The sequence below is a fragment of the Falsiroseomonas sp. RANM36 genome (assembly GCF_056682175.1).
Genome location: NZ_JBWXTD010000004.1, coordinates 324,260 through 333,059 on the forward strand (window position 1 = coordinate 324,260; position 8,800 = coordinate 333,059).

General features: G+C 72.2%; 7 protein-coding genes. 4 read left to right on the plus strand and 3 right to left on the minus strand.

Annotated elements, in window-relative coordinates:
- The 3 genes from AC1MIR_RS15320 to AC1MIR_RS15330 all read right to left on the minus strand — a co-directional run.
- Positions 1-1,931 (minus strand): hydantoinase/oxoprolinase family protein (locus tag AC1MIR_RS15320; RefSeq protein ID WP_480029055.1); only part of this gene is annotated, 1,931 nt, incomplete at its 3' end.
- Positions 1,928-3,193 (minus strand): hydantoinase/carbamoylase family amidase, encoded by a 1,266-nt coding sequence (locus AC1MIR_RS15325; RefSeq protein ID WP_480029056.1) that lies wholly within the window; start codon positions 3,191-3,193, stop codon positions 1,928-1,930. The genes AC1MIR_RS15325 and AC1MIR_RS15320, both read right to left, overlap by 4 nt.
- A gap of 7 nt (positions 3,194-3,200) precedes the next feature.
- Complete coding sequence (locus tag AC1MIR_RS15330) at positions 3,201-3,992, minus strand: SDR family oxidoreductase (RefSeq protein WP_480029057.1); 792 nt, start codon at positions 3,990-3,992, stop codon at positions 3,201-3,203.
- A gap of 107 nt (positions 3,993-4,099) precedes the next feature.
- Here AC1MIR_RS15330 and AC1MIR_RS15335 point away from each other — a divergent pair, with 107 nt between their 5' ends.
- The 4 genes from AC1MIR_RS15335 to AC1MIR_RS15350 form a co-directional block, all read left to right on the plus strand.
- Positions 4,100-5,077: a 2-hydroxyacid dehydrogenase gene (locus tag AC1MIR_RS15335; protein ID WP_480029058.1), complete on the plus strand. Its 978-nt coding sequence runs from the start codon at positions 4,100-4,102 to the stop codon at positions 5,075-5,077.
- Between the two features lie 132 nt (positions 5,078-5,209).
- Positions 5,210-5,569 (plus strand): hypothetical protein, encoded by a 360-nt coding sequence (locus tag AC1MIR_RS15340; protein WP_480029059.1) that lies wholly within the window; start codon positions 5,210-5,212, stop codon positions 5,567-5,569.
- A 53-nt stretch (positions 5,570-5,622) separates the two neighbouring features.
- Complete coding sequence (locus AC1MIR_RS15345; RefSeq protein ID WP_480029060.1) at positions 5,623-7,305, plus strand: ABC transporter permease; 1,683 nt, start codon at positions 5,623-5,625, stop codon at positions 7,303-7,305.
- 64 nt (positions 7,306-7,369) lie between these two features.
- The coding region (locus tag AC1MIR_RS15350) for a penicillin acylase family protein (RefSeq protein WP_480029061.1) at positions 7,370-8,800 on the plus strand (1,431 nt) is incomplete at its 3' end.

An 8,800-nucleotide genomic window follows, 5' to 3' on the forward strand; every position in this document is an offset into this window, starting at 1 on the left:
CCCCCGGCCCCCGCGCGGGGGGGGGGGGCGCCCCCCCCCGCCCCCCCCCCGCCCGGGGGGGGGGGGGCGCCCGGGGCGGGCGCGATCGGCCTCACCTCCTCGACCACCGTCGCCACGGTGACCGCGAAGGAAAGAATCTCCACGTCGCTGCCCGGCACCGGGCGGTCGTAGAAGCGCGTGTATTCCACGTCGTAGGCCGCGCGGATCGCCGCGACGTCGTCCTGCGTCAGCTCGCGCGCCGGGATCGCCACCGCGATCTCATGGCCCTGGCCGACATAGCGCATGAAGGCCAGGCGATGCTCGGTGCTCGGCGCGCCGAAGCTGCCCTCGGCCACCACCGCACTCGCCTCCGCCGACATCGAGGCCAGCAGCGCATTCACCGCATCCAGGTCGAAGCTGGCGAAGCGCTGGTAGAGCGACTTCACCACCTCATAGGCCACCGGCGCGCGCAGGAACCCGATGGCCGAGCCTACGCCGGCGCCGGACGGCACCAGCAGCCGCGTCACGCCGATCTTCTCCGCCACGCGATAGCCATGCACGGGACCGCCGCCGCCGAAGGCGATGATCGCGCGGCCCTCATAGCCCTTGCCGGATTCGATGGCGTGGACGCGGGCGGCATTCGCCATGTTCTCGTCCACCATCTCCACGACGCCGAGCGCCGCCATCTCCGGCGAGAGGTTCAGGCGTGCGCCGACCTCCGCGCCCATGGCGTCCTTCGCCGCGCCGGGATGCAGCTTCAGCGCGCCACCCGCGAAGAGGTCCGGCTCGTAGCGGCCGAGCAGCAGGTTGGCGTCCGTCACCGCCGGCTGCTTGCCGCCGCGGCCATAGCAGGCCGGGCCGGGATCGGCGCCGGCGCTCTCCGGCCCGACCTGGATGCGGCCCATGCTGTCGAGATGCGCGATCGAGCCGCCACCGGCGCCGATCTCCACCATCTCGATCACCGGGATTCGCAGCGGCAGGCCGGATCCCTTCTTGAAGCGCCCGACACGTGCCACTTCGAAGCTACGCGCCGCCTGCGGCGCGAACTCGTCCACCAGGCAGACCTTCGCGGTGGTGCCGCCCATGTCGAAGGACAAAACCTTCTGCCAGCCCTTCTGGCGCGCGACATGGGCAGCGAAGATCGCGCCGCCTGCGGGGCCGGATTCCACCAGGCGGATCGGGAAACGTGCGGCGGTTTCCAGCGTGGTGAGGCCGCCGCCCGACAGCATCAGGAACAGCGGGCAGGTCAGCCCCGCCGCGCGAAGCCCGTCCTCAAGCCGGTGCAGGTAGGACGCCATCTTCGGCTGCACATAGGCGTTCGCGACGGTGGTGGAGAAGCGCTCCCACTCCCGCATCTCAGGCGAGACTTCCGACGAAAGCGAGACGGGAAGCTCCGGCCAGACCTGCCGCACGATCGCCGCCGCGCGCCGCTCATGCGCAGGATTGACGAAGCTGTGCAGAAAGCCGATCGCCAGGCTCTCGATGCCTTCGGCGCGCAGGAAGTCGAGCTGCTTGCGCACCGCATCCTCGTCCAGCGCGCGCAGCACATGGCCTTCGTTGTCCAGCCGCTCCGGCACCGTCACGCGCCAGCGTCGCGGCACCAGCGGCTGCGGCAGCTCGATGTTGAGGTCGTACTGGTCGTAGCGGCTCTCATTGCCGAGCGCGAGGACGTCCCGAAAACCCTCGGTGGTCAGCAGCGCGGTCTTCGCGCCCTTGCGCTCGATCACGGCGTTCGTGGCGAGCGTCGTGCCGTGGATCACCACGGAAATGTCCGCCGGCTGCAACCCCGCGCGCCCCAGTACCACGCGCACGCCCTCCAGCACGCCGAGTTCCGGCGCATGCGGCGTGGTGAGCACCTTCGCCGTCCAGCGATCCGTGTCCTCGCCGCTGCCGCGCTCAATGGCGAGGTCGGTGAAGGTGCCGCCGATGTCGACTGCGAGGCGTGCCGTCACTGCGCCGCCTCCGCCGCCCAGCGCGTCACCACGGCGCAAGCCGCCGCAAAGTCGTCCATCCGCATCGCCTCGTTCGGATTGTGGCTGCCGTTCTGGTTGCGCACGAAGATCATCCCGGCCGGGATGCCCGCCTGCACGAAGGCCGCCGCGTCATGGCCGCCGCCGCTCGCCATCACCTTGTGCCGGATGCCCAACTGCTCCGCCGCGCGCTTCAGCCCGGCCTGGATGCCGGCATCCATCGGTGCGGCGCGGCTGCTGGTCTCCTTGCCCAGTTCGAAGCGCACGCCGCGGCGCGCCTCGATCTCCGGCACGATGTCGTAGAGCGTCTCCATCAGCGCATCCACGCTGTGCGGATTCACGCTGCGCACATCCAGCTGGAATTCCGCCTCGCCGGCGATCTTGGTGAAGCCGGCCTCGGCCGTCGTGCCCAGCACGCAGAAGGTGCAGACCAGCACATGGCCCTGCGCCTCCAGCTCCACCCAGCGCTCGTCCACGCGATGCGCAAGCTCCGCCAGCGCGATCGCCGCGTCGCGCCGGTATTTGCGCGGCGTCGCGCCGGAGTGGTTGTATTCGCCGACCACGCGCGCGGCGCGCAGGCGGCGGCTGCCGGGGATGCCGGTGATGATGCCGACGGGAATGCCCTCCACGTCCAGCACCGGCCCCTGCTCGATATGCAGTTCCAGGAAGGCCGCGGTGTCGGCCGCCGAGAAGGTCTTGCCGCCGGCCTCCACGAAGCCGGGATCGAAGCCTTCTTCGCGCATGTGCTCGGCGAGCGTGCGTCCCGAATCCTGGCGCTTCACGGCCAGTTCCTCAGCCTTCAGCAGGCCGAGCGCGCCGCGGCTGCCGGGATAGCTGATGGGGAACCAGCTCCCCGCCTCCTCCGCCCGCACCGCCACCACCGTCACGTCGCGCCCGGGCACGGAGCCCGCACGCTTCATGCCCGCGACTGCCGCCAGCCCCGCCAGCACGCCTGCGGCGCCGTCGTAATTGCCGCCGGACTGCACGGAATCGAGGTGGCTGCCGAGCAGCACGCGCTTCGCCGTGCGGTCGGCGCCCGGCAGCGTCATCAGCAGGTTGCCGACGGGATCGGCGCGCGTCTCCAGCCCCACCGCCTCCGCCGCGGCGCGGACGATGGCGTGCGCCTTGCGCTCGCCCTCGCCATAGGCCGTGCGCGTGATGCCGACGCCGTCATGCGTCGCTTCGCGCAACTCGTCGAACAGGCGTTCGGCCAGCGCGACATCGGCGGTGAGGTTGGGGATCATGGACGGCTCAGAACATGCTGCGGACGCGGCCGCCATCCACGCGGACCATGCTGCCGGTGATGTAGCCGGCCTGCTCGCTGACCAGGAAGGCGCCGGTCGGGCCGAATTCCGCAGGCGTGCCGATGCGCCCCGCGGGGATCTCGTCCGCCATCTTGCCGAGTTCCGCCTCCACCGAACTGCCGGCCTTCGCCGCGCGCGATTCCGCGTTCTGCACGATGCGGTCCGTCATGATGCTGCCGGGCGCGATGATGTTCATCGTCACGCCGTCCTTCGCCACCTCGCCCGAATAGGTCTTCAGCCAGCCCCAGATCGCCGAGCGCAGCGTGTTGGACAGCGCGAGGTTCGGGATCGGGTGCTGCATGCCGGAACTGCCGACCACCAGCACACGGCCCCATTGCCGCTGCCGCATCGCCGGGATCAGCCGGTTGGCGATGCGGATGGGCGATGCGACGATGTGCTCGAACCAGGTGTGCAGCGCGGCGTCCGTGATCTCGGAGGCGATGCAGGGCGGCGGGCCGCCATGGTTCAGCACCAGGATGTCCACGCCGCCGAGCAGGCGCACCGCCTCGTCGGCCAGGTGGTCCATCTGCTCGCCCTTGGCGACATCGGCCACCACGCCATGCGCGGCGGAGGCGCCGGCGGCCTTCAACGCCGCCGCAACCTTGTCGAGCGCGGCCTGGTCGCGACCGCTGACCACCACCGCAGCGCCTTCCGCCGCCAGCGCATCCGCGATCGAGCGCCCGAGGCCCTTGGAAGCCCCCATCACCAGCGCGCGCTTGCCCTTCAGGCCCAGATCCATCACCGAAACTCCCTTGGCGGATTGGGCGCGACCATGTCTCCGGCCGCCCCGGCTGGCAAGGCAGGCGCCCCCTGCTATCCCTGCGCCGCGCCAAGGAGAGTTGGAAGATGCCGAAGCCCGTCCTGCTGCTCACCCGCAAGCTGCCCGAGGCGATCGAGGCGCGCGCCGCGCGCGACTACGCCGCCGCGCTGAACAGCACCGACGACCCCTGGTATCGCGACGGCACCGAGATCGCCCGCCGCGCCGCGGCGATCGGCGCCGAGGGCATCCTCTGCGCCGCCGGCGACCCGATGAACGCCGCGACCATCGCCGCCCTGCCCGACAGCGTGCGGATCATCGCCACCTTCTCGGTCGGCTACGACCATATCGACGTGCCGGCCGCCAAGGCGCGCGGCATCGTCGTGACCAACACGCCGGACGTGCTCTCCTTCGCCACCGCCGAATGCGCCTTCACCCTGATGCTGATGGCCGCCCGCCGCGCCGGCGAAGGCGAGCGCATGGTCCGCGCCGGCCAATGGGAAGGCTGGGCGCCGACCCAGCTGATGGGCGTCACGCTGGAAGGCAAGGCGCTCGGCATCGCCGGCTTCGGGCGCATCGGGCGGGAGCTGGCGGCGATGGCGCGCGGCTTCCGCATGACGATCCACTACCGCGACCTGCGCCGCGCGCCGCCCGAGCTCGAACAGGGCGCGACGTTCCATGACAGTGACGAGACTTTCCTGGCGGCCATCGACGTGCTCTCGATGCACATGCCGGGCGGCGAGGCCACGCGGAAGTGGCTCAACGCCGAGCGCCTGGCGCGCATGAAGCCGGGCAGCCTGGTCATCAACACCGGCCGCGGCGGCTCCGTGGACGACGCGGCCCTGGTGGAGGCGCTGCGGTCCGGCCATATCCGGGCAGCCGGCCTGGATGTATACGATGGCGAGCCGCGCGTCTTCCCGGGCTATCTCGGCCTCGAGAACGTCGCGCTGCTGCCGCATCTGGGCAGCGCAACGATCGAGACGCGGATCGCGATGGGGGAACGCGCCCTGGCGAATCTTGACGCCATGCTGATACACGCAAAAGTAGCAAACGACGCCTTGACGTGAATGCAAATCCTTACACATCATGTCCAACTAAAGATTGACATCGCCTGCCGTTGCTACAATTTTTAGGCGCTACCCCCGCAACGGCGAAAGCGTGTTTCGTATGCAGACGACGATCCCCGGCCGGAATGGTGCGTGACCGCCATGCGCCGGGCGGCTCGCATCACCTTGTTCGTGCAGGATCGGGACGGCAAGCTCGATACCTATCCCGATCTCGAAGTGTTCCACTTGCTCATGCAGCAGATGCCGCTCGTGAACCGCAATCCGGACGGCAGCCGGACCCTGGTGTTCGATTTGGCTGATCCGGCGCGCCTGCTGGGCGCCGCCGCGTCCGAGGACCGGGCCGATGCGGAAAGGCTGCGGGCCAAGATCGCCTCGCTCAGCATGGAGGCGCATGCGCTCGGCCTGCCCCTGACCGCGGCGCTCGCCGATTCCGCCGAGCTCGTGGCCGAGGCCGAGCTTTCCGAGACCGGGCGCCTGCCGCCACGCTCCTGACCGGGCGCGGCCCCCGCATGGCCGCGGCCGCGCCGGCGTTGTAGATACCCTCCATGTCGCTCACCGACGCCGCCGGCCTGCCCCAGCCGGCGCCGCGGCCCCTGGCCGCGCCGCGCCGCCGCGCCACGCCGGCCTGGGCCTGGGCCTCGGTGGCGGTCGCGGCCCTGATCGCGGCGCCGATCCTCGCGCTGCTCGTGACCGCCCTCACCCCGGGCGGCGCCGCCTGGGCGCATCTGCTGCGCACCGAACTGCCGGACCTGCTCGCCAATTCGGTGGCCCTGGCGCTGCTGGTGGGCGCGATGGCGGCCAGCATGGGCGCGGTCAGCGCCTGGCTCGTCGCGGCCTGCGCCTTCCGCGGGCGCGCGGTGCTGGAGGTCGCGCTGCTGCTGCCGCTCGCCATGCCCGCCTATGTCTGCGGCTATGCCTATGTCTGGCTGCTCGACGTGGCCGGGCCGGTGCAGACCGCGCTGCGCGACCTCACCGGGCTGAGCTGGGGCGAATACTGGTTCCCCGAGATCCGCAGCCTTCCCGGCGCCGCGCTCATGCTCGCCGCCGTGCTCTATCCCTATGTGTACCTGCTGTGCCGCGGCGCCTTCCTGACCCAGAGCGTCTGCCTGCTGGAGGCCAGCCGCACCCTGGGTCACGGCCTGCCGCGCACCTTCCTGCATGTCGCCCTCCCCATGGCGCGGCCCGCGCTGGCCGGCGGCGTCGCGCTGGTGCTGATGGAGACGCTGGCGGATTTCGGCACGGTGCAGCATTTCGCGGTGCGCACCTTCACCACCGGCATCTACGATGTCTGGTTCGGCCAGGCGGACCGCCCGGCGGCGGCGCAGCTCGCGGTCTGCCTGATGGGCCTGGTGGCGATCCTGCTGCTGCTTGAGCGCGCCTCGCGCGGCGGGCGGCGCTATCACCCGACCACCACGCGCCACCCGCCGCTGCGCCCGGTGGTGCTGACCGGCTGGAAGCAGGCCGCGGCGATCCTCGCCTGCGGCATGCCGGTGCTGCTCGGTTTCGTCATTCCGGCCGGCACGCTGCTGGCGCTGGCGACGCAGGTCGGCGATCCGCTGGACGCCGGACGGACGGTGCCCTTCGCGCTGAACAGCCTCACCCTGGCGACGATCACCGCCGGGATCGCGGTGGTGCTCGCCGCGCTGCTCGCCTGGGCGCAGCGGCTCTACCCCTCGCCGCTGCGGGCCGCCGCCAACCGCGTCGCGGCGCTGGGCTACGCCATCCCGGGCTCGGTGATCGCGGTCGGCGCGCTGGTGCCCTTCGCGCTGTTCGACAATGCGCTCGACGCCTGGATGCGCGCGACCTTCGGCCTCTCCACCGGGCTGCTGCTGTCCGGCACCATCGTGGCGCTGGTCTTCGCCTATCTGGTGCGCTTCCTCGGCGTCGCGCTGTCCTCGGTGGAGAGCGGCCTGACGCGCATCAGGCCCTCGCTCTTCGCCGCCGCGCGCGTGCTCGGCCGCCGCCCCGGCCAGGCGGTGCGGGAGGTGGAGCTGCCGCTCGCCCGCGGCGCGCTGCTCACCGCCGCGGTGCTGGTCTTCGTGGACACGATGAAGGAGCTGCCCGCGACGCTGATCGTGCGCCCCTTCGACTTCGACACGCTGGCGGTGCGCGTGCACAACCTCGCTTCCGACGAAAGGCTGGCCGAGGCCTCCACCGCCGCGCTGCTGATCGTGCTGGTCGGGCTGCTGCCGGTCGTGGTGCTGGTGCGGGCCATGCGCCGGGACTGACGGCCGGGCTGGACGCCGGCAGCCGGCGCGCCATCTCTGACCGGGCAGGATCACGGGACGGGTCATGACAGCCAGGCGAAGGGCCGCTGCGGCGCTGCTGCTGCTGGCATTGCTGCCGGGATGCGCCGCGCTCTCGCCGCGGCAGACGCCGGTGGAGCAGCGCATCGCCGCCCTGCCGGTCGCGGGCGCGCCGGTGTCCCGCCCGGTGGAGATCCGCTGGAACGACCACATGATCCCGTGGATCACGGCGGAGACGGACGAGGACCTGGCCGTCGCGCTCGGCCTGGTACACGGCCATCTGCGCGGCGCGCAGGTGATGCTGATGCGACTGCTCGCGCAGGGCCGCCTTTCGGAAGTCGCCGGACCGCCGGCGGCGGATGTGGACCACGCGCTGCGCATCCTGGGCTTCGGCCGCGCCGCGCCGCAGATCGTCGCCGCCTGGCCGCCGGAGACGCGGCGCTTCGTGCAGGCCTTCCTGCGTGGCCTGAACCATGCCCTGGCCCACGGCCCGCGCCCGCCGGAAGCCGGCCTGCTCGGCCTGGGGCGGGAGGAGGTGACCGAGGAGGACCTGCTCGCGGTGGGCCGCCTGGCCGGCACCGACATCAACTGGCTCGCCTATCTCTCGCTGCTGCCGCAGCGCGGCCGGCCGGGCTTCGCCGAGCTCTGGGCGCGCACGCGGGAAGCCGGCGGCAATCCGGTCGGCACGCAGCAGGCGGGGCTGCTGCAGACCATCCTGGAGGGAACCTCGCGCAGCGGCAGCAACACCGTCGCCGTCGGCGCGGCGCGCAGCGCAACGGGCGGCGCGCTGATCGCCTCCGACCCGCATCTCGGGCTCAACATGCCCAATCTCTGGCTGGTGGTGGGGATGCGCTCGCCCTCCTTCCAGGCGGTCGGGCTGATGGTGCCGGGGCTGCCGATCCTCGGCGTCGGGCGCAACCCGCATGTCGCCTGGGGCGGCACCAATCTCCGCGCCGCCTCCTCCGACCTGTTCGAGGTGGGCACGCTGCCGCCCGGGGCCTTCCGCACCGAGACCGCGCGCATCCGCCAGCGCCTGTGGTTCACGACGGAGCGCAGCCTCCGCTTCACGCCGCTCGGCCCGGTGATGACGGATGCGGCGCTGCTGCCGGCCAATGGCGCGACGCTCGCGCTGCGCTGGGCCGGGCATGAGCCGACCGACGAGATCACCGCCCTGCTGCGCGCCGCCCGCGCCACCGATGGCGACAGCTTCCACGCGGCCTTCGCCGGCTTCGGCGTCTCGGCGCAGACCATGCTTTGGGCCGACAGCCGGGGCCGGGTCGGCCGCTTCATCGCCGCGACGCTGCCCGACCGCGCCGGCGTTCCGGCGCAGGATTTCGTGCTCGATGCGCGCGATGCCGCCGCCACCGGCGCCTGGGACCGGCTGCGCGATGCGCGCACCCTGCCGGGGGGCGCCGCGGCCCCCCCCGGGGGGGGCGCCCCCGCCCCCCCCCCCCCCCCCCCGGGGGCGGCGGCCGGC

Coding starts and splice junctions, on each gene's coding strand:
- AC1MIR_RS15325 (WP_480029056.1), bottom strand. CDS start 3,193: ATGATCCCCAACCTCACCGCCGATGTCGCGCTGGCCGAACGCCTGTTC.
- AC1MIR_RS15330 (WP_480029057.1), bottom strand. CDS start 3,992: ATGGATCTGGGCCTGAAGGGCAAGCGCGCGCTGGTGATGGGGGCTTCC.
- AC1MIR_RS15345 (WP_480029060.1), top strand. CDS start 5,623: ATGTCGCTCACCGACGCCGCCGGCCTGCCCCAGCCGGCGCCGCGGCCC.
- AC1MIR_RS15335 (WP_480029058.1), top strand. CDS start 4,100: ATGCCGAAGCCCGTCCTGCTGCTCACCCGCAAGCTGCCCGAGGCGATC.